Annotated in this window: 24 protein-coding genes; 16 read left to right on the top strand and 8 right to left on the bottom strand. The window is 66.7% G+C overall.

Translation table 11 applies throughout. The annotated features are described in order from the left end of the window. Window positions 1-11 precede the first annotated feature (11 nt). From BLR24_RS23355 to BLR24_RS23345, 3 genes are all read left to right on the top strand, one after another. Window positions 12-1,172: an acyl-CoA dehydrogenase family protein gene (locus BLR24_RS23355; protein ID WP_093021384.1), complete on the top strand. Its 1,161-nt coding sequence runs from the start codon at window positions 12-14 to the stop codon at window positions 1,170-1,172. Window positions 1,173-1,179: 7 nt separating this feature from the next. Continuing rightward, window positions 1,180-2,343 (top strand): acyl-CoA dehydrogenase family protein, encoded by a 1,164-nt coding sequence (locus tag BLR24_RS23350; RefSeq protein ID WP_093021380.1) that lies wholly within the window; start codon window positions 1,180-1,182, stop codon window positions 2,341-2,343. Window positions 2,344-2,428: 85 nt separating this feature from the next. Continuing rightward, a complete protein-coding gene (locus BLR24_RS23345; RefSeq protein ID WP_093021377.1) occupies window positions 2,429-3,181 on the top strand; it encodes a slipin family protein in 753 nt (250 codons plus the stop codon). Window positions 3,182-3,189: 8 nt separating this feature from the next. Here BLR24_RS23345 and BLR24_RS23340 read toward each other — a convergent pair whose 3' ends face one another. After that, window positions 3,190-4,461: a DEAD/DEAH box helicase gene (locus tag BLR24_RS23340; protein WP_093021374.1), complete on the bottom strand. Its 1,272-nt coding sequence runs from the start codon at window positions 4,459-4,461 to the stop codon at window positions 3,190-3,192. 62 nt (window positions 4,462-4,523) lie between these two features. Here BLR24_RS23340 and BLR24_RS23335 point away from each other — a divergent pair, with 62 nt between their 5' ends. The 5 genes from BLR24_RS23335 (at window position 4,524) to BLR24_RS23315 (ending at window position 7,959) form a co-directional block, all read left to right on the top strand. Continuing rightward, the gene (locus tag BLR24_RS23335; protein ID WP_093021371.1) at window positions 4,524-4,898 is read left to right on the top strand and encodes a translation initiation factor Sui1; all 375 of its coding nucleotides are present in this window, start codon (window positions 4,524-4,526) and stop codon (window positions 4,896-4,898) included. A gap of 5 nt (window positions 4,899-4,903) precedes the next feature. Then, on the top strand, window positions 4,904-5,137 hold the full coding sequence (locus BLR24_RS23330) for a DUF3820 family protein (protein WP_082517498.1): 234 nt from the start codon (window positions 4,904-4,906) through the stop codon (window positions 5,135-5,137). A 180-nt stretch (window positions 5,138-5,317) separates the two neighbouring features. Further along, window positions 5,318-5,728, top strand: coding sequence for an RNA recognition motif domain-containing protein (locus BLR24_RS23325; RefSeq protein ID WP_093021368.1), 411 nt, complete (start codon window positions 5,318-5,320; stop codon window positions 5,726-5,728). 217 nt (window positions 5,729-5,945) lie between these two features. Further along, window positions 5,946-6,434 carry a tripartite tricarboxylate transporter TctB family protein gene (locus tag BLR24_RS23320; protein ID WP_093021365.1) on the top strand — a complete coding sequence of 163 codons (489 nt, stop codon included), beginning with the start codon at window positions 5,946-5,948 and terminating at the stop codon, window positions 6,432-6,434. Window positions 6,435-6,447: 13 nt separating this feature from the next. Next, window positions 6,448-7,959 carry a tripartite tricarboxylate transporter permease gene (locus BLR24_RS23315; RefSeq protein WP_093021360.1) on the top strand — a complete coding sequence of 504 codons (1,512 nt, stop codon included), beginning with the start codon at window positions 6,448-6,450 and terminating at the stop codon, window positions 7,957-7,959. A gap of 6 nt (window positions 7,960-7,965) precedes the next feature. Here the strand turns inward: BLR24_RS23315 and chrA are convergent, their stop codons facing one another. Beyond that, window positions 7,966-9,312, bottom strand: a complete 1,347-nt coding sequence (chrA, locus tag BLR24_RS23310; RefSeq protein ID WP_093021357.1) for a chromate efflux transporter — start codon at window positions 9,310-9,312, stop codon at window positions 7,966-7,968. A gap of 22 nt (window positions 9,313-9,334) precedes the next feature. Next, window positions 9,335-10,093 carry a TSUP family transporter gene (locus BLR24_RS23305; RefSeq protein WP_093021354.1) on the bottom strand — a complete coding sequence of 253 codons (759 nt, stop codon included), beginning with the start codon at window positions 10,091-10,093 and terminating at the stop codon, window positions 9,335-9,337. A 426-nt stretch (window positions 10,094-10,519) separates the two neighbouring features. On the opposite strand from BLR24_RS23305, the gene BLR24_RS23300 reads away from it, so the two are divergent. Further along, the gene (locus BLR24_RS23300; protein WP_055800565.1) at window positions 10,520-10,819 is read left to right on the top strand and encodes a hypothetical protein; all 300 of its coding nucleotides are present in this window, start codon (window positions 10,520-10,522) and stop codon (window positions 10,817-10,819) included. Window positions 10,820-10,832: 13 nt separating this feature from the next. On the opposite strand, the gene BLR24_RS23295 is transcribed toward BLR24_RS23300, so the two are convergent. From BLR24_RS23295 to BLR24_RS23275, 5 genes are all read right to left on the bottom strand, one after another. Next, entirely contained in the window at window positions 10,833-12,506 is a 1,674-nt protein-coding gene (locus BLR24_RS23295) for a thiamine pyrophosphate-binding protein (protein WP_093021351.1), read from the bottom strand. Between the two features lie 151 nt (window positions 12,507-12,657). Beyond that, window positions 12,658-13,902 (bottom strand): pyridoxal phosphate-dependent aminotransferase, encoded by a 1,245-nt coding sequence (locus BLR24_RS23290; RefSeq protein ID WP_093021348.1) that lies wholly within the window; start codon window positions 13,900-13,902, stop codon window positions 12,658-12,660. Beyond that, complete coding sequence (locus BLR24_RS23285; protein ID WP_093021541.1) at window positions 13,899-14,801, bottom strand: amino acid ABC transporter substrate-binding protein; 903 nt, start codon at window positions 14,799-14,801, stop codon at window positions 13,899-13,901. The genes BLR24_RS23290 and BLR24_RS23285 overlap by 4 nt, the downstream gene beginning before the upstream one ends. Before the next feature lie 97 nt (window positions 14,802-14,898). Continuing rightward, window positions 14,899-16,437 (bottom strand): L-piperidine-6-carboxylate dehydrogenase, encoded by a 1,539-nt coding sequence (locus tag BLR24_RS23280; RefSeq protein WP_093021345.1) that lies wholly within the window; start codon window positions 16,435-16,437, stop codon window positions 14,899-14,901. A 167-nt stretch (window positions 16,438-16,604) separates the two neighbouring features. Then, complete coding sequence (locus tag BLR24_RS23275; protein WP_093021342.1) at window positions 16,605-17,465, bottom strand: IclR family transcriptional regulator; 861 nt, start codon at window positions 17,463-17,465, stop codon at window positions 16,605-16,607. Between the two features lie 205 nt (window positions 17,466-17,670). Between BLR24_RS23275 and BLR24_RS23270 the strand changes: the two genes are divergently transcribed. Genes BLR24_RS23270 through BLR24_RS23240 form a run of 7 tightly spaced genes read left to right on the top strand, consistent with a single transcriptional unit; the run spans window position 17,671 to window position 24,346 of the window. After that, window positions 17,671-18,741: an ABC transporter ATP-binding protein gene (locus BLR24_RS23270; protein WP_093021339.1), complete on the top strand. Its 1,071-nt coding sequence runs from the start codon at window positions 17,671-17,673 to the stop codon at window positions 18,739-18,741. Then, a complete protein-coding gene (locus tag BLR24_RS23265; protein ID WP_093021337.1) occupies window positions 18,738-19,598 on the top strand; it encodes an ABC transporter permease in 861 nt (286 codons plus the stop codon). The genes BLR24_RS23270 and BLR24_RS23265 overlap by 4 nt, the downstream gene beginning before the upstream one ends. 4 nt (window positions 19,599-19,602) lie before the next feature. Next, complete coding sequence (locus BLR24_RS23260; protein WP_093021334.1) at window positions 19,603-20,397, top strand: ABC transporter permease; 795 nt, start codon at window positions 19,603-19,605, stop codon at window positions 20,395-20,397. Beyond that, window positions 20,398-20,706, top strand: coding sequence for a (2Fe-2S)-binding protein (locus BLR24_RS23255; protein WP_093021331.1), 309 nt, complete (start codon window positions 20,398-20,400; stop codon window positions 20,704-20,706). It abuts the gene before it with no gap. Beyond that, the gene (locus tag BLR24_RS23250; RefSeq protein ID WP_093021328.1) at window positions 20,703-22,118 is read left to right on the top strand and encodes an FAD/NAD(P)-dependent oxidoreductase; all 1,416 of its coding nucleotides are present in this window, start codon (window positions 20,703-20,705) and stop codon (window positions 22,116-22,118) included. The genes BLR24_RS23255 and BLR24_RS23250 overlap by 4 nt, the downstream gene beginning before the upstream one ends. Further along, window positions 22,115-23,260, top strand: a complete 1,146-nt coding sequence (locus tag BLR24_RS23245) for an NAD(P)/FAD-dependent oxidoreductase (protein WP_093021325.1) — start codon at window positions 22,115-22,117, stop codon at window positions 23,258-23,260. Before BLR24_RS23250 ends, BLR24_RS23245 begins: the two co-directional genes overlap by 4 nt. Before the next feature lie 12 nt (window positions 23,261-23,272). Further along, window positions 23,273-24,346, top strand: coding sequence for an ABC transporter substrate-binding protein (locus tag BLR24_RS23240; protein ID WP_093021322.1), 1,074 nt, complete (start codon window positions 23,273-23,275; stop codon window positions 24,344-24,346). Window positions 24,347-24,584 lie beyond the last annotated feature (238 nt).

Genomic DNA, 24,584 nt, shown 5'->3' with positions numbered 1-24,584 from the left:
GAGACAACCGCATGCGGTACACCCACGAACATCTCGAGATCCAGAAGACGCTGCGCCGCTTCATCGACGACGAAATCAATCCCCATGTCGAGGAATGGGAAGAGGCGGAGATATTCCCCGCGCACGAGGTCTTCAAGAAGCTCGGCAACCTGGGCATGCTGGGCCTCAACAAGCCCGAGGAATTCGGCGGCGCCGGGCTCGACTATTCGTACGCAATGGCAATGGCCGAGGCGCTGGGCCATGTGAGCTGCGGTGGCGTGCCGATGGCCATTGGCGTGCAGACCGACATGTGCACCCCCGCGCTCGCGCGCTTCGGCAGCGACGAACTGCGCCGCGAGTTCCTGGCACCCGCCATCGCGGGCGACACGGTCGGCTGCATCGGCGTGAGCGAGCCCGGCGCGGGCAGCGACGTGGCGGGCCTCAAGAGCCACGCGCGCAAGGACGGCGGCGACTACCTCATCAGTGGCCAGAAGATGTGGATCACCAACAGCCTGCAGGCCGACTGGATGTGCATGCTGGTCAACACCGGCGACGGACCGGTTCACCGCAACAAGTCGCTCGTGATGGTGCCGATGGACAGCCCCGGCATCGAGAAGGCGAAGAAGATCCGCAAGATCGGCATGCATTCGAGCGACACAGGGCTCATCTACTTCAACGACGTGCGCGTGCCGCAGCGCTACCGCATCGGCGAAGAGGGTCAGGGCTTCGTCTACCAGATGCAGCAGTTCCAGGAAGAGCGGCTGTGGGCCGCCGCGAGTTCGCTCGAACCGATGGAAGACTGCATCGCGCAGACCATCGAGTGGGCACAGCAGCGCCACATGTTCGGCGCCACGCTGGCCGACCAGCAGTGGGTGCAGTTCAAGCTGGCCGAGCTCAAGACCGAGGTGGAAGCGCTGCGCGCCCTCACCTACCGCGCCTGCGATCTGCATGTGCAGGGCGAGGATGTGCTCGAACTCGCCTCGATGGCCAAGCTCAAGACCGGGCGGCTCACGCGGCAGGTGGCCGACACCTGCCTGCAGTTCTGGGGCGGCATGGGCTTCACGCTCGAGAACCGCGTTTCGCGCCTGTACCGCGACGGTCGGCTGGGCTCCATCGGCGGCGGCGCGGACGAAGTGATGCTCGGCATCCTCGCGAAGACCATGGGCATCGCTAAGCGGCCACCGCGCGGCTGAAGCGCGCATGGACGCCGAACTGCAAGCCGACCGCGCGACGCTCGCCGACACGGTGCGGCGCTTCGCCGAGAACGAGATCGCGCCGAATGTCGAAGCCTGGGACGACGCGGGCGAATTTCCGCGCGCGCTCTACGCACGCGCCGCGGAACTCGGGCTGCTCGGTCTCGGCTATCCCGAAGCGCTCGGCGGTACGCCGGCCTCGTATTCGCTCAAGCTCCCCGCTTGGATCGCGCTCGCGCGGCGCGGCAAGAGCGGCGGCGTGCTCGCGAGCCTGTTCTCGCACAACATCGGCCTGCCGCCGGTGGTGCTGCATGCGACCGATGCCGTGCGCGCCGAGGTCGTGCCGCCAGTGCTGCGCGGCGAAAAGATCGCGGCGCTCGCGATCACCGAGCCCGGCGGCGGCTCCGACGTGGCGGCATTGCGCACCACGGCAAGGCGGGACGGAGAACACTACGTGGTGAACGGCGAAAAGACCTTCATCACCTCGGGCATGCGCGCCGACTGGATCACGGTGGCCGTGCGCACGGGCGAGGAACGCGGTGCCGGCGGCATCTCGATGCTGCTGGTGCCCGGCGATGCGCCCGGCCTCACGCGCTCGCGCCTCGCGAAGATGGGCTGGTGGTGCTCCGACACCGCGCAGCTGCATTTCGACAACGTGCGTGTGCCCGCGCGCTACCTTCTAGGGAACGAAGGCGGAGGCTTCCGCATGGTCATGGGGAACTTCAACGGCGAGCGCATCGGCCTGGCCGCAGGCGCGCTCGGCTTTGCGCAGGCCTGCCTCGACGAGGCGCTGTCCTGGTCGCGCGAGCGCAAGACATTCGGCTCGGCGCTCATCGAGCACCAGGCGGTGCGCCACAAGCTGGTCGACATGCAGATGCGCATTGTCTCCACCGAGGCCTGGCTGGAGGCCGTGTCGGCGCAAGGCGATGCGCACGAGGCGGCGGGCCGCTTCAACGCGCCTGAATGGGTAGCGCAGGTCTGCATGCTCAAGAACCACGCCACGCAGACCATGCAGTTCTGCGCCGATCAGGCGGTGCAGATTCTCGGCGGCATGGGCTTCATGCGCGGCACGGTGAGCGAGCGCGTCTACCGCGAAGTGAAGGTCATGATGATCGGCGGCGGCGCCGAGGAGATCATGAAGGAGCTTGCGGCTCGGCAGATGGGTTGGTAACCCCTCGGGTAAGGAACTTCAGGAACGCCGGCGTGCGCCGGAGGTCCAACGATCCAGCACTGTCGCTGGGTCGCAGGAGACCACCATGTTCACATACGGCTTCGGCACCGTCTTGCTTGTCTTGCTGGTGGTGCTGCTTTTTTCAGCCATCTGGATTTTTCGCGAATACGAGCGGGGCGTCGTGTTCACCTTGGGACGGTTCACCAGGGTCGCGGGGCCCGGGCTGGTGATCGTGGTTCCGCTCATCCAGCAGGTGGTGCGGGTCGATCTGCGCACCGTGGTGCTCGAGGTTCCGACCCAGGACGTGATCTCGCGCGACAACGTCTCGGTGAAGGTCAGCGCGGTCGTCTACTTCCGCATCGTCGATGCTGAAAAGGCCATCATCGAGGTCAAGGACTTCTTCAACGCAACCAGCCAGCTGGCGCAGACCACGCTGCGCTCGGTGCTGGGCAAGCACCAGCTGGACGACATGCTGGCCGAGCGGGAAAAGCTCAACCTGGATGTGCGCGAGTCGCTCGACGTGCAGACGGCTTCCTGGGGCATCAAGGTCTCCAACGTGGAGATCAAGCAGATCGACCTCACCGAATCGATGATCCGCGCCATTGCGCGGCAGGCCGAGGCGGAGCGCGAGCGGCGCGCCAAGGTGATCCACGCCGAGGGCGAGCTGCAGGCCTCGGAGAAGCTGTTCCAGGCCGCGCGCGTCCTGGCGCAGGAGCCGCAGGCCATTCAGCTGCGCTACCTGGAAACACTGACGGTGATCGGCGCCGACAAGAACACCACCATCGTGTTCCCGCTGCCGGTCGACTTGTTGTCGACTTTCCTGTCGAAGCCCGCGTAGCGTGCCCGTCAGTCGCTTTTTTCGGGTCCGCCCTGTGGTGCGGCGGCAAGCGCCGCCGCCGCGCGCAGCTTGTCCTTCTTGCTGGGCCGCTTGCCCTTGATCCCGCCGGTGCCCGAGGCGTCGACCATCGGCACGGCGGCTTCGGTCGGCTCGAAGCCTTCGATGCGCTCGCGCGGAAGGCTCAGGCCCTGTCGCTTCTCGATCAACCGAAAGTGCGCCTCGGTGGCCGCGCTCACGAAGCTGATGGCCAGGCCGCTCTCGCCCGCGCGGCCGGTGCGGCCGATGCGGTGGATGTAGTCGGTGGGCGAACGTGGCAGGTCGTAGTTGATCACCACCGGGAGCTGCGCAATGTCGATCCCGCGTGCGGCCAGGTCGGTGGCAATCACCACGTCCCAGCGGCTCTCCTTGAACTGCGCGAGGATGCCGGTGCGCGTGCCCTGCGCAATGTCGCCGTGGAAGGGCACCGCGTAGACGCCGTTCTTGTAGAGCTTCTCGGCCACGGTCTGGGCCGCATGCTGCGTGGCGACGAAGACCAGCACGCGGTCCCACTCGTTTTCTTTCAGCAGGTGGCGCAGAAGCTGCGTGCGGCGGTTCGCATCGACCTCGATCACGCGCTGCACGATGGCGGGCTCGGTGCCGGGCTCGCCCTGCACGTCGATCACCGCCGGTTCCTTCAGCGTGCCGTCGGCCAGTGCCTGGATGGCGGGCGGAAAGGTGGCGGAGAACAACAGGTTCTGGCGCCGCGGCGGCAGCAGCGCGAGGATGCGGCCCAGCTCCTCGGCAAAGCCGAGGTCGAACAGGCGGTCGGCCTCGTCGAGCACGAGCATGGAAACCGCGTTGAGCTTCAGCGCGTTGTGGTCCACCAGGTCGAGCAGACGGCCCGGCGTGGCCACCACGATGTCGGCGCCGCCGCGCAGGCTCATCATCTGCGGGTTGATCGACACGCCACCGAAGGCAATGGCGATCTTGAGCCGCTCGGGCAGGTGCTGGGCCAGGCTGCGCATCGTCTCGCCGACCTGGGCCGCGAGTTCGCGCGTGGGCACGAGCACCAGCGCGCGCACGCGGCGCGGCGATTGCGCAGGTTCGGCGGCCAGGCGCTGCAGCAGCGGAAGGGAAAATGCGGCGGTCTTGCCGGAACCGGTCTGCGCCGAGCCCCGGACGTCGCGGCCTTGCAGAATGGCGGGAATGGCCGCAGCCTGGATGGCGGTCGGCGCGGCATAGCCGCTTTCGGCGGCAGCCTGCACGAGCGCGGGGGCCAGGCCCAGTGAGTCGAATGGCATGTGGAGAGACAGAGAGATGAAACCGGAAGCAGTGAAGACGAAGTGAGGAAGAGAGCGACCGAATGGCAACGATGAAAAGCAATCAGGCCAGCGCCCTGGTGTACTCCACCGAGGCGGGCGGCCGCATGTGCCCCGAATGCCGCGCGCCGATGGCGCAGTGCCGCTGCAAGGAGAACAAGGCGCGCATTCCGGCCACCGACGGCATTGTGCGTGTATCGCACGAGACCAAGGGCCGCAAAGGCAAGGGCGTGACCGTGGTCAAGGGCCTCGCGCTCGATGCGGCCGCGCTGGCGGCCGTGGGCAAGCAGCTCAAGACAGCCTGCGGCTCGGGCGGCACGGTGAAGGACGGCACCATCGAGATCCAGGGCGATCACCGCGAACTGGTGATCGCCGCCCTTGTGAAACAGGGCCACACGGTCAAGCGCGCGGGAGGCTGAAGCGCATGAAACCCGAAGACCTGCAGCGCCTCGTCACGCTCCAAATGCCTTTTGGCAAACACAAGGGCACGCTGATTGCCGATTTGCCCGGAAATTATCTGAATTGGTTCGCACGCGAGGGTTTTCCCTCGGGCGAGATCGGCCGGCTGCTCCATTTGATGCATGAAATAGACCACAACGGGCTTTCTGGGCTGCTCCAACCGTTGCGAAACCGCCCTTCAGGACGTGATGTTTCGTAATAACAGCGAATTTCGCCACGCTTTTCCCGGTTCGGATTGATAATCCGGCCTACGTGTCTGTGAGCATGCTCCCGTGCACGTAATTCGGTGATCGGTCAGTTTCGCGCCACAGCGCATTTGTTTGTTGTGATTCTGGGACTCCATCGCTTTGTATTGTTGGTTTGAATTAGGAGTCCCTCAATGGGCAAGAAACTCTACGTAGGCAACCTCGCCTACTCCGTGCGTGATAACGACCTGGAACAGGCTTTCGGCGAGTTCGGCTCGATCGTCAGCGCCAAGGTCATGATGGAACGCGACACCGGCCGCTCCAAGGGCTTCGGTTTCGTGGAAATGGGCACCGACGCTGAAGCGCTGGCTGCCGTTGAAGCCATGAACGGCCATTCGCTCCAGGGCCGCGCCCTGACCGTGAATGAAGCACGTCCGATGGAAGCTCGTCCCCCCCGTACCGGTGGTGGCGGCGGCTACGGCGGCGGCGGTGGTGGTGGTTACGGCGGTGGTGGCGGCGGCTACGGTGGTGGCGGCGGCGGCGGTGGCCGCAGCGGTGGTGGCGGCGGCTACGGCGGCGGCGGCGGTGGCCGCGGCGGCTACTAAGCCCTCACGCACTCACCCGCACTCATCAAGAGAGCTCCGGCTCTCTGAATGAATAAAAAGCTCCTTCGGGAGCTTTTTTCGTTTTCGCCGCGCCTCCTCTCCTTCTCTTTCACACGGAAGGAGAACCCTTGTACGCATTTGTCCTTACCGTGTCGGTCAGCCAGCGGTCAGCCGCGCCCGACGACGCTCACCAGTCCAATCAAGAGGGTCGAGACAAATGCGGATCAAGAGTCAGGCTGACTTCTTTTCAGGAGTCATGTTCACAGCCGTGGGTGGTGCTTTCGCCATCGGCGCCACCACCTACACCATCGGAGACGGTGCCCGCATGGGGCCGGGTTACTTCCCGCTCATGCTGGGCATCCTGCTGGCCATCCTGGGGGCATTCATCATGTTCCAGGCGATGGTGGTCGAAACCGCGGGGGGCGACCCGATCGGCAAATGGGCCTGGCGGCCGCTGGCCTTCGTGCTCGGCGCCAACCTGGCATTCGGCATTCTGCTCGGCGGCCTGCCGAGCATCGGCTTGCCCGCCATGGGCATGATCGTCGCGATCTACGCGCTCACCATCATCTCGAGCCTGGCCGGCCAGCAATTCAAGCTGCGCGACGTGCTGGTGCTGTCCACCATCCTGGCGGCCGGCAGCTATGTGGCCTTCATCTGGGCGCTCAAGCTCCAGATCCAGGTCTGGCCTACTTTCATTTCGGGTTGAGGAGCACACCGCCATGGAACTGTTCCATAACCTCGCGACCGGCTTCGGGGTCGCCTTTACCTTCACCAACCTGCTGTACTGCCTGGTCGGCTGCATTTTGGGCACGCTGATCGGCGTGCTGCCGGGCATCGGCCCGGTCGCGACCATCGCGATGCTGCTGCCCGCCACGTACGCGCTGCCGCCCGTGTCGGCGCTGATCATGCTGGCCGGCATCTACTACGGCGCACAGTACGGCGGCTCCACCACCGCGATTCTGGTCAACCTCCCCGGCGAGTCATCCTCGGTGGTCACCTGCATCGACGGCTACCAGATGGCAAGGCAGGGCCGCGCAGGCCCTGCACTGGCCGCTGCGGGCCTGGGTTCGTTCTTCGCGGGCTGCGTGGGTACGTTGATCCTGGCCGCCTTTGCGCCACCGCTGACCGAGTTGGCCTTCAAGTTCGGCCCGGCCGAGTATTTCTCGCTGATGGTGCTGGGCCTGATCGGCGCCGTGGTGCTGGCCTCGGGCTCGCTGCTCAAGGCGGTGGCCATGATCGTGCTGGGCCTCTTGCTCGGCATCGTCGGCACCGACGTCAATTCCGGCGTGGCGCGCTTCAGCTTCGACATTCCCGAACTGACCGACGGCATCGGCTTCGTGGTGATTGCGATGGGCGTGTTCGGCTACGGCGAAATCATCGGCAACCTCTCGCAGCCCGACGACGAGCGCGAGGTGTTCACGCACAAGGTCAAGGGCCTGTGGCCCACCAAGGAAGACTTCAAGCGCATGACGCCGGCTGTGCTGCGCGGCACGGCGCTGGGCTCTGCCCTGGGCATCCTGCCCGGCGGCGGTGCGCTGCTGGCGGCCTTTGCGGCTTACGCGCTCGAGAAGAAGATCAAGATGCGCCCGGGCGAAGTGCCGTTCGGCAAGGGCAACATCCGCGGCGTCGCGTCGCCGGAATCGGCCAACAACGCCGGTGCGCAGACCTCCTTCATTCCGCTGCTGACGCTGGGCATTCCGCCCAACGCCGTGATGGCGCTGATGGTGGGCGCGATGACCATCCACAACATCCAGCCCGGCCCGCAGGTGATGACCAGCAACCCCGAGCTGTTCTGGGGCCTGATCGCCTCGATGTGGATCGGCAACGCAATGCTGATCATCCTGAACCTGCCGCTCATCGGCATGTGGATCAAGCTCTTGACGGTGCCCTACAAGTTTCTGTTCCCGGCCATCGTGCTGTTCTGCGCCATTGGCGTGTACTCGACCAACAACAACACCTTCGACGTGTGGATGGTCGCGATCTTCGGCTTCATCGGCTACTTGTTCCTGAAGCTCAAGACCGAGCCCGCGCCGCTGCTTTTGGGCTTCATCCTCGGGCCGATGATGGAAGAGAACCTGCGGCGCGCGCTGTTGCTGTCGCGCGGCGCCTGGAGCGTGTTCGTCACGCGGCCGCTGTCGGCCGGCCTGCTGGTGGCCGCGGCGTTGCTGCTCGGCATCGTGCTGCTGCCGTCCATCAAAGCGAAGCGCGAAGAAGCCTTCGTTGAGGAATAGCCGCAGCTAGTGCAATAACAGTTGCCATGCCATGCCGGCAAAGGCCGAGGCAAGCACCACAGGAATCACGCCGGCCTTGAAGCGAAACAGTGCGATGGCCGCGACAACGCCGATGACGGCGGAGGCGATCTCGAAGGGGCCTGACAAGCCCGTGGGCCAGAGCACGTGGTAGGCGAAGAAGACCGCCAGGTTGACGATCACGCCGACCACGGCCGCGGTGATGGCGGTCAGCGGGGCGGTGAACTTCAGATTGCCGTGGGTCGACTCGATGAAAGGGCCACCCAGCAGGATGAACAGGAACGACGGCAGGAAGGTGAAGAACGTCACCACCGCCGCCGCTGTCGCGCCGGCCGCGAACAGCGCATGCGGGCCGAACAGCGCCTGGCCCCAGCCGCCGACGAAACCCACGAACGACACCACCATGATCAGTGGGCCGGGCGTGGTTTCTCCGAGCGCCAGCCCGTCGATCATCTGCGTGGCGCTGAGCCAGTGATAGTGGTCGACCGCCCCCTGGAACACGTAGGGCAGCACCGCATAGGCACCGCCGAAGGTCAGCAACGCCGCCTTGGTGAAGAACCAGGCCATCTGCGTGAGTGCGCCGTGCCATCCGTACAGCGCCGTGAGCGCGCCAAGGGCGCCGAGCCACAGCAAGAGAAACACCGTCAGCACGCGCACGAGACGGCCCCAGCCGAAAAGCGCGTGCGGCGGCGTCGGAGTGTCGTCGTCGATCAGCGCCGGGCCGGCCGATGCCGCGGCGGCCCCGTGTCCGCCGCCCGGTGCAAAGTACGCCGGCGCAAAACGGCTCCCGAAGTAGCCGATGGCCCCCGCGGCCAGCACGATCAGCGGAAATGGCACGCGAAGCGCAAAGATCGCCACGAAGGCGGCCACCGCAATGGCCCAGAGCCAGGCGTTCTTGAGCACCCGCGAGCCGATGCGCCAGGCGGCGAACAGCACGATGGCCGTCACCGCGGGCTTCACGCCATAGAGCAGGCCCGCCACGGCCGGCACGTTGCCGTAGGCCATGTAGGCCCACGACAGCGCAATCAGGATGAAGAGCGACGGCAGCACGAAGAGCACGCCCGCCGCAATGCCGCCCCAGGTGCGGTGCATGAGCCAACCGATATAGGTGGCCAGCTGCTGGGCTTCGGGGCCGGGCAGCAGCATGCAATAGTTGAGCGCATGCAGAAAGCGCTTCTCCGAAATCCAGCGCCGTCGCTCGACCAGTTCCTGGTGCATCAGCGCAATCTGTCCGGCCGGGCCGCCGAAGCTGACGAACCCAAGCTTGAGCCAATAGCCGAAGGCCTGCCAGAAGCTGACGGGTGCGGGGCGTTCAACAGGCTCTGGCAATGCCACGATGTCGGACTTTCTCGATTTGCTATTTCAGGAATGCGTCGTAGGCGGTCTTCAAGATCAGCGCGCTCACGACGACGATGAACACAACCCGCACGAAGCCTGCCCCGTGCTTCAGTGCAACACGCGTACCCAGCAGGCTGCCGGCCACGTTGGCCACCGCCATCACCAGCCCATAGTGCCACCAGACATGCCCCTTGAGCGCCAGCAGCAGCAAGGCCGCGGCATTGGTGAGCGTGTTGATGACTTTGGCCGAAGCCGACGCGTTGAGAAAGTCGTAACCCATCCAGCGCACGAACAGGAAGACGAGGAAGCTGCCTGCGCCGGGGCCGAAGAAGCCGTCATAGAAGCCGATCGACAGCCCGATGGCGCAAGCCGCCAGCGTTTCGGCGCGGCCGCTGAAGCGCGGCACGTGGTGGCGCCCCAGGTCCTTGCGCGCCACCGTGTAGATCAGCACGCCCACCAGCACGACCGGCAGCGCCCGCCGCAAGAAGTCGCCCGGGAACATCGTCACGCTCCAGGCGCCCAGCATCGACCCCGCGAAACCGAGCACCGCAGCCGGCCACAAAGCACCCCAGCGCATCTGGACCCGCTGGCTGAATTGGGCCGCTGCGGCCGCCGTGCCCCAAATCGAAGCACTTTTGTTGGTGCCCAGCAACGTGGCTGGCGGAGCGCCCGGAAAGACCGCAAAAAGCGCCGGCACGAGGATCAGTCCGCCACCGCCCACGATCGAATCGACAAAGCCCGCGAGCAGCGAAGCGCCCGTTACCACCAGCATTTCCATGGCTGGATTGTCGCACCCGAGGCGCTATCAAAAAGGGAGCTTCACTCAAAGGCGTGACGGGCACAAGAGCTCTCTTTGCTCAGAGAGAAATGTCAGGGCCGGCAGAATGCGACGGGCATAAAAAAGGCGCCGACCAGCGGCGCCTTTCAAGTTCAAGCACGGCTTCTCGAACGGAAGCCTTGAAGAATTTTTGTTGTAGACCGAATTTGTCTCCTCGGACCCTCGGCAGCACGAGCTTGGGCCCGTTCGCGAGTGGGCAGACTTTAGGGGGTGCACCGGCCCAGTGCATTGGGAATAACCCGCTTTTCCTTACCTCCGAAGGCCTCTTCCCATACAAAAGTGTTTCCACGCGTTAATGAAGTGCGTCCCACGATGTGGCACGACTTGTGCACGCAAGCGGATGAGCCATTCCTGGAGGACCGCCCCATGTCCATGTCCGAAAGCGATCGCATTGCCCTCGCCGCGCGCCTTCACGTCGCGCTGCGGCGAAAGCATGGGCGCGTGACCGACACCGAATGGATGGCCACCAACGCCGAGTACGCCACGGAAATCATCCGCATGACGCGCGAACATGCCGCGGAAACCAAGGACGAGGATCTCTACCTGCTCGCCACCCGGCTCGAGCAAGCCATGGAGCCGCTGGCCCGCGCCGCACGGCTGGCGGCGCGAGCGCCCGACGGCAACCCGCCAATACCGCTGCCGCGCTTCGCGGGCGGGCTGGGCTGATCCCCTTCTTCTTTCAGCCGGCAGCGAGAGCGGCCTTGCGGATCGACTGCAGCGTGCTGCCCGGCGTGATGGCTTCGGGATCGAGCAGGCAATGCAGGATCGCGGGCTTGCCGCTTGCGCGCGCTCGCGCCAGGGCGGGGCCAAATTCCTCGGTGGTGGTGACGCGCTCGCCATGTCCGCCGAACACCTCGGCATAGCCGCGGAAATCGGGGTTCTTGAGCTGCGTGGCGCTGATGCGGCCGGGATAGTGCTTTTCCTGGTGCATGCGGATGGTGCCGTACATGGCGTTGTCGAGCAGCACCACGATGATCGGAAGCCCGTACTGCACAGCAGTGGCGAACTCCTGGCCATGCATCATGAAGTCGCCGTCGCCCGCGAACACCACCACCTCGCGCTGCGGCCACAGCCGCTTGGCGCCCACGCCCGCCGGCAGGCCATAGCCCATCGATCCGCTGGTGGGCGCCAGCTGGCTCGCAAACGCGCGGAACGGCCAGAAGCGGTGCACCCAGGTCGCGAAGTTGCCCGCGCCGTTGCAAAAGATGGTGTCGGCCGGCAGCACCTCGCGCAGGTGCTGCATCACTTCGCCCATCTGCAGCGGCCCCGGAATGCGGATAGGCGCTGGATCGCTCCAGCGCAGGAAGTCTTCGCGCGCGGCCTGGGTCTCGGCCTGCCACACAGGCGTTGAAGCTGGGCGCAACGCGGCCACGGCTTCGGCGAAGGCCCGCGGCGTGGCGTGGATGCCCAGCGCCGGCCGGTAAAGCTTGCCGAGCTCATCGGCGTCGGCATGCACGTGCACCAGCGCCTGCTTCGGCTGCGGAATGGCAAGCAATTCATAGCCTTGCGACGGCACCTCGGACAGGCGCCCGCCCACCAGCAGAACCAAATCGGCATTGCGGATGCGCTCGAGCATGCGCGGATTCGCGCCCAGGCCCAGGTCGCCCGCGTAGCAGGGGTGCTCCGCCGACAACAGCATCTGGCGGCGGAACGAGCAGTACACCGGCAGCGAGAAAGCCTCGGCGAACCCCGCGAACTGCCGGGCCGCGGCCTCGGACCAGCGGCTGCCGCCCAGGATGACCACCGGCCGCTGGGCCTGCGACAAGCGCTGCTGCAGCTCAGCGATCTGCACCGCGCCGGGATGGGTTTCGACCACCGCGTAAGGCTGCGCATCGGCCACCGCGGCGGCTTCGGTCAGCATGTCTTCCGGCAGCGCGATCACCACCGGGCCGGGCCGGCCCGAAGTGGCGACATGAAAGGCGCGCGACACCAACTCAGGCACGCGCGCAGGATCGTCGATCTGCACCACCCACTTGGCCATGGTGCCGAACACCGCACCGTAGTCCAGCTCCTGGAAGGCTTCGCGGCCAAGCGCCTCGCGCGCGACCTGGCCCACGAAGAGCAGCAGCGGCGTCGAATCCTGGTGTGCGATGTGCACGCCGGCCGCCGCGTTGGTGGCGCCCGGACCGCGCGTGACGAAGCACACGCCCGGCTTGCCGGTGAGCTTGCCCTGCGCCTCGGCCATCATCGTGGCGCCGCCTTCCTGGCGGCACACCGTCACTTCGATGGATGCGTCGTGCAGCGCGTCGAGCACGGCCAGGAAACTTTCACCGGGCACGCAGAAGAGCTGCTCGACGCCGTGGGTGATGAGCTGGTCGACCAGGATCTGGCCGCCGGTGCGGGAAGAAGTCATGCTGTGTCCAATGCAATGAAGGTCTTGATATTCGCTCCTTCCCCCTCCGGGGGAAGGTTGGGATGGGGGCAGACGGCGCTGGCTAGGCTGGCAGCAATGGATGCGCCGCTTGCCCCCACCCCTGCCCTCCCCCGGAAGGGGAGGGAGAAAATCATGTGAGAGCTTCGCATGCCGCGGCGATGCGCGCACACGCCTCTTCGAGTTGCGCCATCGAGGTGGCATACGAAATGCGGAAATACGGCGCCAGTCCGAACACGCTGCCCGGCACCACCGCCACCTCGAAATCCTGCAGAAGGTAATTGCAGAAATCGCTGTCCGTCTGCAGCAGCATGCCGCTACGGGTGTGCCGGCCGAGCACGCCCGCGCAGCTCGCAAAGGTATAGAAGGCGCCTTCGGGCACGCGGCAATGCAGCCCCGGGGCGCGGTTCAACGCGGCCACCACGAAATCGCGCCGCGCCTGGAAATCGGCGCACCGCTCGGCCACGATGTCTTGCGGCCCGGTCAGCGCCTCGATCGCGGCGGCCTGGCTCACCGACGACGGGCACGAGGTCGACTGGCTCTGCACCACCGCCATGGCCGCGATCAGCGCGCGCGGCCCCGCTCCGTAGCCCACGCGCCAGCCAGTCATCGCATAGGCTTTCGACACGCCGTTGACGGTGAGCGTGCGATCTCGCAGCCGCGGCTCCACGGCCACCGGCGTGGCGAAGGCCAAGCCGTCGTAGAGGATGTGCTCGTAGATGTCGTCGGCCAGCACCCACACCTTGGGATGCCGCAGCAGCACCTCGCACAGCGGCGCGAGCTGCGCCACGCTGTAGGCCGCCCCGCTCGGGTTCGACGGCGAGTTCAAAAAGAGCCAGCGCGTACGCGGCGTGATGGCCGCTTCGAGCTGCGCGACCTCCAACCGGAAGCCATTGGCCTCGCTGCAAGGCACGCTCACCGGCACGCCGCCGCAGATCTGCACGATGTCCGCGTAAGAGGTCCAGTACGGCGCGGGCAGCATCACCTCGTCGCCCGGATTCAGGCTGGCCATCAGCGCGTTGAAGATCACCTGCTTGGCACCCGCGCCCACGCTGATCTCGTCCAGCGCAAAGTCCAGCGCGTTGTCGCGCCTGAACTTGAGCTGCACCGCGGCCTTCATGGCCGGGCTGCCGTCGAGCACGGTATAGCGCGTGTCGCCGCGCTCCATCGCGCGGGTCGCGGCGGCGCGAATGTGCTCGGGCGTGTCGAAGTCCGGCTCGCCTGCGCCCAGCACGATCACCGGCCGGCCGGCGCGCTTGAGTGCGTTGGCATGGTCGGTGATGCGCAGGATTTCCGACACGCCGATGGCGCGCACGCGCTGCGCGGGCTCGAACGCGGAGGAAGAGAAAGGCACGGAATCGAGAACGGCGGATGTCACTTCGCGTAGGTCTCCAGCGGCTTGTCGTTGGGTTCTGCAATGAGCTGCTTCAAGGCCGCGCTCATGGGCAGGTTGAGGCTCGTGTTCTTCGGCGGAATCGGCGCGACGAACCACTTGGTGTAGATCTTCTCGAGCTCGCCGCTCTTCATGAGGCGGCGCAGCGCATCGTCCACCGCGGTCTTGAAGGCCGGGTCGTCCTTGCGGAACAGCAGCGCGATCGGCTCGGAGCCCAGCGCATCGCCGACGATGCGGTAGGCGGCCGGGTTCTTCGCGTTGGCGATGATGCCGGCGAGCAGGTTGTCGTCGAGCACGAAGGCATCGGCGCGGCCCGACTCCATCAGCAAAAAGCTCTCGAGGTGATCCTTGCCGAGCATCGTGGTGATGGTGGTGTTCTGCGCGCGTTCGCGCTTGCGCAGCAGCTGCACGGCGGTGGTGCCGGTGGAGGCCGATACGGTGCGGCCCGCCAGCTGGTCGAGCGAGCTGATGCCCGAATCGACGCGCGTGGCCATGCGCACCTCGCTCACGTATGTGGTGAGCGCAAACGCCACCTGCTGCTGGCGCGCGGTGTTGTTGGTGGTGGGGCCGCAGCCGATGTCGAGCGTGCCGTTCTGCACCAGTGGGATGGTGTTCTGCGCGGTCACGGCCATGTATTCGAGCTTGGCCGAGGGTGCGATGTCCTTCAGCACGCGCTCGCAGAGCTCGACGTGGTAGCCCACGTATTTGTCGTTCGCGCCCAGCATGTAGGCCATGGGCGGCGAGGCTTCACGCACGCCGAGCACGGCCTTGCCGCTGCTCTTGATCTTGTCGAGCGTGCCGCCGGTGGGGGCCTGCTGCGCCGAAGCGCCGAATGCGAGCGCGATCAGCGTTGCGGCGGCGAGGGTCTTCAATTGCATCTTCATGTTCTCTGTCTCCTGGTTGTTTTTCTGGGGCACGCACGGCCGCCGCCCTGCCGCTGCAGCGAAACGCCGCGCGGCAAGAACAGAAGGCCGGAGTCGATCAGTCGTTGATCTCGAAGGTCACGCCCTGGGCAAGGGGCAATGCCGTCGAATAGTTGATGGTGTTGGTGGCGCGGCGCATGTAGGCCTTCCAGCTGTCGGAGCCGGCTTCGCGTCCACCGCCGGTTTCCTTCTCGCCACCGAAGGCACCGCCGATTTCGGCGCCGCTCGGGCCGATGTTGACGTTGGCAATGCCGCAGTCGGAACCCGCGCTCGACAGGAAGCGCTCGGCCTCACGCACGTTGAGCGTGAAGATCGACGACGACAGGCCCGCGCCCACCGCGTTGTGCCATTCGATGGCGTCGTCGAGCGCACCGTAGCGCACCACGTAAAGAATAGGCGCGAAGGTCTCGCGCAGCACCGGGCCCTCATGCGACTTCAGTTCCACCAGCGCCGGGCGCACGTAGTAGGCGTCTTTCGTGCCGATGCCGTCGACCCGCTGGCCGCCATGCACCGTGGCGCCGATCTCGCGGCTTTCGCCCAAGGCCTTCTGCATGCCGTCGAACGCGGCGCGATCGATCAACGGGCCGACCAGCGTGCCGGCCTCGCGCGGGTCGCCCACCTGCACGTTGCCGTACACCTTGGCAAGCTTGGGCACCAGCGCGTCGTACACGCTGTCGTGCACGAACAGTCGGCGCAGCGTGGTGCAGCGCTGGCCGGCCGTGCCCATGGCCGAGAACGCGATGGCGCGCAGCGTGAGGTCGAGGTCGGCCGACGGCGTGACGATGGCCGCGTTGTTGCCGCCGAGTTCGAGAATCGCGCGGGCAAAGCGCGCGGCCAGCTTCGGGCCCACCTGCCGGCCCATCGCGGTGGAGCCGGTGGCCGAGAGAATGGGCACGCGGTGATCGTCGACCAGCACCTCGCCGATGTCGCGCTGGCCCAGCAAGAGGCCGAGCAGGCCTTCGGGCGCATCGCCGAAACGCGCGAGCGCGCGCTGCGCAATGGCGTGCGTGGCCAACGCGGTGAGCGGCGTCTTTTCAGACGGCTTCCACACCACCGAATCGCCGCACACCAGCGCCAGCGCCGCGTTCCACGACCAGACGGCCACCGGAAAGTTGAAGGCCGAGATCACGCCGCACACGCCCAGCGGATGCCAGGTTTCCATCATGCGGTGCTCGGCGCGCTCGGTGGCCAGCGTAAGGCCGTAGAGCTGGCGCGAGAGGCCGACCGCGAAGTCGCAGATGTCGATCATCTCCTGCACCTCGCCCGCGCCTTCAGACGGGATCTTGCCGGCTTCGAGCGTGACGAGCCGGCCGAGGTCGCTCTTGGCGGCGCGCAGCTCTTCGCCCAGCAGGCGCACCAGCTCGCCGCGACGCGGAGCGGGCACGTTGCGCCAAGCCTTGAAGGCCTCGTGCGCATGGCCGACGGCTTCGGTTGCTTGGGCGGCAGTGGTTTGCCGGACCTGTGCAACCACCTCGCCGGTGACCGGCGACCGCACCGTCAGTTCGCCGCCTGTGTAGGCGGACTCCGGAACGCCGAGGCGCTGCAGCAGCTGCTCGATTTCGGCGGTGACGGAAAGGGAGGATTTGGCTTCTGGCATGGGCGCTCCGGCGTGGAGAAGAAAGAACAGAACGAAGGGAAACGGGACCCGACGGCGGTCAATATCTGCGAATCCCGCGCGCTTGCATAGCGAAAAAACGGAAGGACTTGGTGCGTTTCAGGAAGGAACCCAGCCACTCTTCATGCTCAGACCGCACAAACACAGGTTCAGGTCGAGGGCCCTGGTGCCTCGGGCAGGCTGATGCGCTGTCCCGCCGGCGAACCCGCGAGGCTCTGCGCCGGCCGCCGCAAGGTCGCGTCGAAGGGATTGATCTTCGGGCCGATGGCGGCCGCCTCGCGCTTGAGCAGTTCCACCACGGTAGGCATGCGGTCGGCATTGAGCCGATCGGCGATGGTGCCCACGCTCAGCGCGGCCACGGCGCGGCCCTCGCGGTCGAGGATGGGCACCGCCACGCCGGCCATGCCTTCGAGCAGGCCGGTGTTGCGCCCCGCGTAGCCGGCCTGGCGCACGCGCTCGATCTCGGTGCGCAGATAAACCTCGTCGTACACGCCGTACTCGCGCACGCGCGAGAGGTTGAAGCGAATCACTTCCTCGCGCTCGGCTTCCGGCAGAAAGGCCAGGATCGCGAGCGCGCCCTGCCCCACGCCCAGCGCAATGCGTCCGCCGATGTCGCCCGTGAACGAGCGGATGGGGAACGGCCCTTCGCTGCGGTCGAGGCAGATCGCGTCGAAGCCGCTGCGCGCCAAGAGAAAGATGCTGTCGCCCAGACTCGCGCACAGGCGCAGCAGCACGGGGCGGCAGATGGAGCGCAGATCGCCGGGGTTGCCGGCGCTGGCCGCGAGCGCAAAGAAATCGATGCTCAGCCGATAGAGCTTGCTGCGCTCGTCCTGTTCGACCATGCCCTCGGCCATGAGCGACTGCAGCAGCCGGTGCGTGGTGGCCTGCGTGAGGCCCACGGAACGTGCGATCTGGGTCACGCGGCCGCCCTCGGCCTGCACCGCACCAAGCGCGCGGATCACCGAAAAGACACGCGGCACGCCGCCGCTGGCCGCCGAGGGGGTTTCCATACCTTGCTCCTGTGGAATTCTTCAGATCGATTTCTTTCATGATATTCCATTGAACGGAATAAATTTGAAAAAGATTCTGATTAATGGAATACCCGAGGCGAACTGGCGTGATCGTTGCAATAGAGTGAATTGAAAGTTCTCTCTTTGTCCATGGCGTGCACCAAGGTGCTGCACGCCATCCACGACCGCGCAGAAAGGCCCTTCCATGTCATTCCTACGGCTCACCGACGTGACCAAGTTCTATGGCGCCACGCGCGCCGTGTCGGCCATGAACCTCACGGTGGAAAAGGGCGAGTTCGTCTCGCTGCTCGGCCCTTCGGGCTGCGGCAAGACCACGACGCTGCAGATGATCGCGGGCTTCGAGGCGGTCTCCAGCGGGCGCATCGAGCTGGCGGGCAAGGACATCACGCATGCCAAGGCCAACACGCGCGGCCTGGGCATCGTGTTCCAGACCTACGCCCTCTTTCCGCACATGACGGTGGCCGACAACGTGAGCTTCGGCCTGGAGATGCGCAAGATGCCGAAGTCCGAACGCACCGAGCGCGTGAAGCAGGCGCTGGCGCTGGTTCACCTCGAAGCGCACGCCACGCGCTACCCGCGCGAACTCTCGGGCGGGCAGCGCCAGCGCGTGGCGCTGGCCCGCGCGCTGGTGATCGAGCCGCCGGTGCTGCTGCTGGACGAGCCGCTGTCCAACCTCGACGCCAAGCTGCGCGAAGAGATGCAGTTCGAGTTGCGCCAGATTCAGCGCAAGGTCGGCACCACCACCGTGATGGTCACGCACGACCAGAGCGAGGCCATGTCTATCAGCGACCGCGTGGTGGTGATGGAAGGCGGCTGCGCCACGCAGATCGACCATCCGCATCGCGTTTACGAGCATCCGAGCACGCGCTTCATCTCCACCTTCGTGGGCAAGGCCAATTTGCTGGACGCGCGCGTCTCGGCTTGCGGTGCGCGCAGCTGCCATGTCGAGATCGGTTCGCTGACGGTGGAGGTCGACGACACCGGCTATGCCTCGGGCGCGGCGGTGCTGATGAGCGTGCGGCCCGAAAAGCTGCAGCTGGTGGAGGCCGGTCGCGGCCGCCTCGACGGCACGGTGCAGGAACGCTTCTTCCTCGGCAGCCAGTGGCTCTACCGCCTGAGCACGCACGCCGGCGACATGACCGTGCTGAGCCCCAACGACGGCCGCGACGCGCTCGATGAAGGCAGCAACGCCGGCATCGACTGGCCCGCGCACTGCACGCGCCTGCTGCCGGCCGACGAGGCGGTGGCGGCATGAGCGGTTCGACCAAGGCGGCCACGCCGTGGTGGCTCTCGGGCCCGGCGCTGCTGCTGTTCGCGGCCCTGCTGCTCGTGCCGCTCGCGCTCACCGCCGTGCTGTCGTTCAACGTCTACGACCCGGCCACCGGCCCCAAGGCCGGCGAGTTCACGCTCGAGCACTACGCGCACGTGTTCACCGACTCGTACTACCACGGCATCTTCTGGCGCACCTTCTGGATCTCGGGCCTCGTCACCCTGATCTGCGTGCTGATCGGCGCGCCCGAGGCCTATGTGCTGAGCCGCATGCGCAACCCGTGGCGCTCGGTGCTGCTCTTGGTGGTGCTGGCGCCGCTGCTCGTTTCGGTGGTGGTGCGTGCCTTCGGCTGGAGCATGCTGCTCGGGCCCGAAGGCGCGGTGAACGGCCTGCTGCGGCTGGTGGGCATCGGGCCGGTGAAGATGCTCTACACCGAGATTGCCGTGATCGTCGCGCTGGTCCACGTGATGCTGCCCTTCATGGTGATTCCGGTCTGGACCTCGTTGCAGAAGCTCGACGCGGGCGTGGAGAACGCGGCGCTGTCGCTCAGGGCCTCGCCCTTCACCACACTCAGGCGCATCGTGCTGCCGCAGGTGATGCCGGGCATTCTCTCGGGCAGCCTGATCGTGTTCGGCCTGGCCGCGAGTTCTTTCGCGATCCCGGGCTTGCTCGGCGGGCGGCGGTTGAAGATGGTTGCCACCGTCGTCTACGACGAATACCTGCACGAACTCAACTGGCCCCTCGGCGCAGCCGTTGCGCTGGTTCTGCTGGCAGCCAACCTCGTCGTGATGCTGAGCTACAACCGCCTCGTCGAAGGCCGCTACAAAAAGGCATTGGGGTGATCCGATGAGCAAGAACGGCCCCCTCGCCCTCGCGTTCAACGCGCTCGTCATCACCTTCATGCTGGCGCCGCTCGTGGTGGTGTGCATCGTCGCGTTCACGCCCGAGAACACATTGACCATCCCGACCACGCACTTCTCGCTGCGCTGGTTCCATGCGGTGTTCGCGCACCCGGACTTCGTGCAGTCGTTCTGGAACAGCCTGTGGCTCGCGCTCGCCTCGGCCACCATCGCCACGCTGATCGCAGTACCCGCCGGCATGGCGATCACGCGCTACGCGTTTCCGGGGCGCGATTTTCTCAACGGCCTGTTTCTCTCGCCGCTGATCATCCCGCACCTGGTGCTGGGGGTGGCGCTGCTGCGCCTCTTTGCGCTGGTGGGCGGCACGGGCAGCTTCGGCTGGCTGGTGATGGCGCACGCGCTGATCGTCACGCCCTACACGCTGCGCCTGGTGGTGGCCGCGCTCGTGGGCTTCGACCGTAGCGCTGAGCAGGCCGCGCTCTCGCTGGGCGCGAGCCAGGCCACGATGTTCCGGCGCATCACGCTGCCGATGATCCTGCCGGGCGTCACGGGCGGCTGGCTGCTGGCCTTCATCAACAGCTTCGACGAAGTGACGATGTCGATCTTCGTCACCTCGCCCAGCACGGTGACGCTGCCGGTTCGCATGTACATGTATGCCACCGAGTCGATCGATCCGCTGATGGCGGCGGTGTCGGCGCTGATGGTGGCGGTGACCGCCATCGCCATGGTGGTGCTCGACCGCGTCTACGGACTGGACCGCGTGCTCGTGGGGCGTCGATAGATGAGCCTGCCAACCCTTCATCAACCGCTGCTGCACCGCGTGGCCGAGACCGGCCGCGCCGCGGTGCCCTTCACGCTCGACGGCGAACCCGCCTCCGCGCTCGCCGGCGACACGGTGCTCACGGCCGTGCTCACGCAGGCCGCCCAGTTGCGGCGCAACGAATTCAGCGGCGCGCCGCGCGCGGGCTTCTGCATGATGGGCGCCTGCCAGGATTGCTGGATCGCCACCGAGCAAGGCGAACGCCTGCGCGCCTGCTCCACCTTCATTGCGCCGGGCATGGCGCTGGTCACGGGAGGGAGCGGCGCATGACGACTTCCTCTTCCGCATTGCAGCCGGTGATCGTCGGCGCGGGGCCGGCGGGTGTGCGCGCCGCAGAGGCGCTGGTGGCCCACGGTGTGCGGCCAACGGTGGTCGACGAGGCTTCGCGCGCCGGTGGGCAAATCTATCGGCGGCCGCCCGCGAGCCTGGCCCAGCGCAGCGCGCAGGCGCTCTATGGGTTCGAGGCCGGCCGTGCCGACGCGGTGCATGCTGCCTTCGACGCACTGCGCGAACACATCGACTACCGCCCCGACAGCCTGGTGTGGAACGCGCACGGCGGCCGGCTGGACGTGCTGCACGGCCCGACGCGCAGCACGTCCAGCGTGCCGTTTGGCCAGCTGATCGTTGCCACCGGCGCCACCGACCGCGTGCTGCCGGTGCCCGGCTGGACATTGCCCGGCGTCTACACGCTGGGCGGCGCGCAAGTCGCACTCAAGTTCCAGGGCTGCGCCATCGGGCAGCGCGTGGTGTTCATGGGCACCGGTCCGTTGCTCTACCTGGTGGCCTATCAGTACGCAAAGGCCGGAGCGAAGGTGGCCGCGGTGCTCGACACGGCACGGCTCGCCGACCAGTTGGCCGCCACGCCCGCGATGCTGCGGCAACCCGCGGTATTCGCAAAAGGCGTGTATTACGTGGCCTGGCTGCGCGCGCACGGCGTGGCGCTGCACAGAGGCGTGCGGCCGTTGCGCGTGCTCGGTGACGCCACCGAAAGCCGCGTGGCCGGCGTGGCATGGCACGACGGCCGCGAAGAGCGCACGCTGGCCTGCGATGCCGTCGGCGTCGGCTATGCGCTGCGCTCCGAAACCCAGCTGGCCGATCTGCTCGGCTGCCGCTTCGAATTTGCGCCGCTGCACCGCGCCCATCTGCCGGTGCGCGATGCAGCCGGCCGCTCCAGCGTAGGGGGCGTGTACCTCGCGGGCGATGGCGCCGGCATCATGGGTGCCGATGCAGCCGAATGGGCCGGCGAACGCGCCGCGCTCGCGCTGCTGGTTGACCATGGCGTGGCCGTCGACCCCGCGCGCGCCGAAACGCTCGAACGCAAGCTTCACAAGCTCGGCGCATTTCGCGAGGGGCTGGAGCGCGCCTTTCCGGTGCCCTCCGACTGGGCCGCGCAAGCGCCCGACGAACTGGTGGTCTGCCGATGCGAGAACATCACGGCCGGCACGTTGCGCCAGAGCGTTGCCGAGAACGGCACCGACGAAATGAACCGCCTCAAGGCCTTGTCGCGCGTGGGCATGGGCCGCTGCCAGGGCCGCATGTGCGGCGTCGCCGCGGCCGAGATCCTGGCGCACGCCACGGGGCTGCCATTGCAGCAGGTGGGACGGCTGCGCGGTCAGGCGCCGATCAAGCCGATTCCAATCCAGCTTGCCGTGCGCGAGCCCGCTGAAGGCGCTGGCGCATGAGTTCGATCAAGACACTGCGCACCGACGTGGCCATTGTCGGCGGCGGCATCGTCGGCTCTTCGGCCGCGCTCGCGCTGCGGCAGATGGGCATCGGCGTGGCGCTGCTGGAGCGCGACCTCTGCGGCTCGCGCTCCAGCGGCGTGAACTTCGGCGGCGTGCGGCGCCAGGGGCGCCCGCTGAGCCAGTTGCCACTCGCGCAACGCGCGCATCGGATCTGGGGCCGCCTGCCTTCGCTGATCGGCACCGATGGCGAATACCTGCGCTCTGGCCACTTCAAGATCGCGCGCAGCGAGTCGGACATGGCCTCGCTCGAACGCTACCGCTCCCAAAGCCTGGACTTCGACCTCGGGCTCGAGTTGATCTCCGATACCCGCCTGCGCGAGCACTGCCCCTGGCTCGGTGCGCGCGCCGTCGGCGGCTCGCTGTGCGTGGAAGACGGGCAGGCCAATCCGCGGCTGGTGTCGCCGGCCTTCGCGCTCGCGGCGCAGCGCGCGGGCGCGCAAGTCTTCGAGCGCCACGCGGTCGACGAAGTGGCGCACGACGGCGCGATGTTCATGCTGCGCTCGGGCAATGCGCTCGAAGTGCACGCGCCCGTGCTGCTCAACTGCGCGGGCGCCTGGTCCGGCCCGATCGCGACCCGATTCGGCGAAACCGTGCCGCTGCGCTCGGGCAACCCCGTGATGGTGGTGACCGAGCCGATGCCGCATTTCATGGACTGGAGCCTCGGCGTGGAGGGCGGCGGCATCTACGGCCGGCAGGTGGCGCGCGGCAACCTCGTGCTCGGCGGCGGCGCGGGCATCGCGGTCGATGCCGACCGCGCCCGTGCCGGCAGCGACGCCATCGCCACGCTCGCGGCACAGGCCATCGAGCTGCTGCCCGCGCTGCGCCACGCGCACTTCATCCGCACCTGGAGCGGCACCGAAGGCTATCTGCCCGACCGCCAGCCAGTGCTCGGGCCCAGCCGCACCACGCCCGGACTGTTCCATGGCTTCGGCTTCTCGGGCGCGGGCTTCCAGATCGGCCCCGCGGCCGGCGAAGTGCTGGCCGAACTCGTGCGCGACGGCCGCAGCAGCACGCCGATCGAGGCCTTCTCGATCGAACGCTTCTTCGCAGAAGAACCAACCACCCCCACCCCACCCTGAAAGGAAAACACCATGTCCCGTTTCCAGAAGACTTCTTTCTTCTCTCTTCGCCGGACCGTGCTCGGTGCGGCGGCGGTGGCCGCGCTCGCGGCCGGCGGCGCTGCCAGCGCTCAAACCAAGACGCTCTACATCGGCATGAACGGCGGCACCATGGAGAAGGCGTACACGCAGTACGTGTTCCCAGCCTTCGAGAAGCTGTACGGCGCCAAGGTGGTGGTGGTGCCGGGCACCTCGTCCGACATCCTCGCCAAGGCCCAGGCCAACAAGGACCGACCGCAGATGCACGTGATGTTTCTGGACGACGGCATCATGGTGCGCGCCATCGGCATGGGCCTGTGCCAGAAGCAGCGGCCCAACCCCTCGCTCGCAGAAATCTACCCGGCCGCGCGCTTCAAGGACGACATGGCCAGCGGCGTGAGCCTGGGCATGACGGGCCTGGCCTACAACGCCAAGATGTTCAAGGAAAAAGGCTGGGCCGCGCCCACGTCTTGGATGGACCTGGCCGACCCCAAGTACAAGGGCAAGGTGGTGTTCCAGTCGATGTCTTCATCGTCCTTCGGGCTGCACGGCTTCCTGATGTTCAACCGCATCCAGGGCGGCAATGACAAGAACGTGGAGCCTGGCTTCAAGGCCTGGCCCACCAGCATCGGCCCGAACGTGCTCGAGTACATCCCCAGTTCGGCCAAGCTGTCGGAAATGGTGCAGACCGGCGAGGCTGCGATCTTTCCGCTGACGCCCACCGCCGTGGCCGCGCTGAAGACCAAGGGCATTCCGGTGGAATACGCGCCGCCGAAGGAAGGCGCGGTAGTTTTGATGGTGGGCCAGTGCGTGATCGCGAACAACAGCGAGCCCGAGCTGTCGCAAAAGCTTGCCGAGTTCTTGTTAAGCCCGCTGGCTCAGGCCAATGTATTGCAGTACGGCGCGCAGATTCCGACCAACCCCAAGGCGCCTGCCGTTGGTGACGGTGTGCAGCAGGTGGCCGACATCAACAAGTGGATGAAGACTGCGGTCACCATTGACTGGGACAGCATCAACGCCAATCGTCCTGCGTGGAATGCGCGCTGGAACAAGACTATTGAGAAGTGACTTGAACCGGGAGGCATTCGGGGCGCGCTCCCGCCGACGGGGTACCTTTCTCCGCGAATGTCCTCCGGCCTGCGGCCTCCCCCTTTATTTCGCTGCGCAAGGCACCCCGCCAGCGGGACCGTTGTTCAGAGCGGTGGTTGATCGAGCGGAACAAGAGCAGCGCCTGGTGTGCACAGGGCGCCGGGTACTCCCCGCAGCGAAATAAAGGAGGAGGCGAAGCCGGGGGACATTCGCGGAG

Source organism: Variovorax sp. OV700 (assembly GCF_900099805.1).
Taxonomy (GTDB): Bacteria; Pseudomonadota; Gammaproteobacteria; order Burkholderiales; family Burkholderiaceae_C; genus Variovorax.
Note: the sequence above shows the minus strand (reverse complement) of the source record. Positions and strands in the feature narration are given on the sequence as shown.